Below are 257 nucleotides of genomic sequence, written 5' to 3'. Positions count from 1 at the left end.
AGCGCGGTCAGCGCGGCCGGCACGGCTTCCGTCGCGTCGTCCCACGGCACCTCGACCATCTCGCGCAGCATCAGGCACGACACGTACAGCAGCGCGGGCGCCGTTGCATAGGCCGGCACGACGCCGGCGAGCGGCGCGATGAACAGGCACGCGAGGAACAGCACCGCGACGGTGATCGCCGTCACGCCGGTGCGGCCGCCGGCCTGCACGCCCGACGCGCTTTCGATGTACGCGGTGGTCGACGACGTGCCGAGCAC

The 257-nt window shown here is 72.8% G+C and carries 1 protein-coding gene; it reads right to left on the bottom strand.

Features of this window, described 5'->3' with window-relative positions:
* The coding region (locus AAEY99_RS21545) for a solute carrier family 23 protein (RefSeq protein WP_351011999.1) at positions 1–257 on the bottom strand (257 nt) is incomplete at both ends.

Origin of the sequence: Shewanella sp. S1-58-MNA-CIBAN-0166 (assembly GCF_040310085.1) — a bacterium.
Classification (GTDB): domain Bacteria; phylum Pseudomonadota; class Gammaproteobacteria; order Enterobacterales; family Shewanellaceae; genus Shewanella.
The sequence above is the reverse complement of the archived record's forward strand: the minus strand, read 5'-3'. Positions and strand labels throughout refer to the sequence as shown.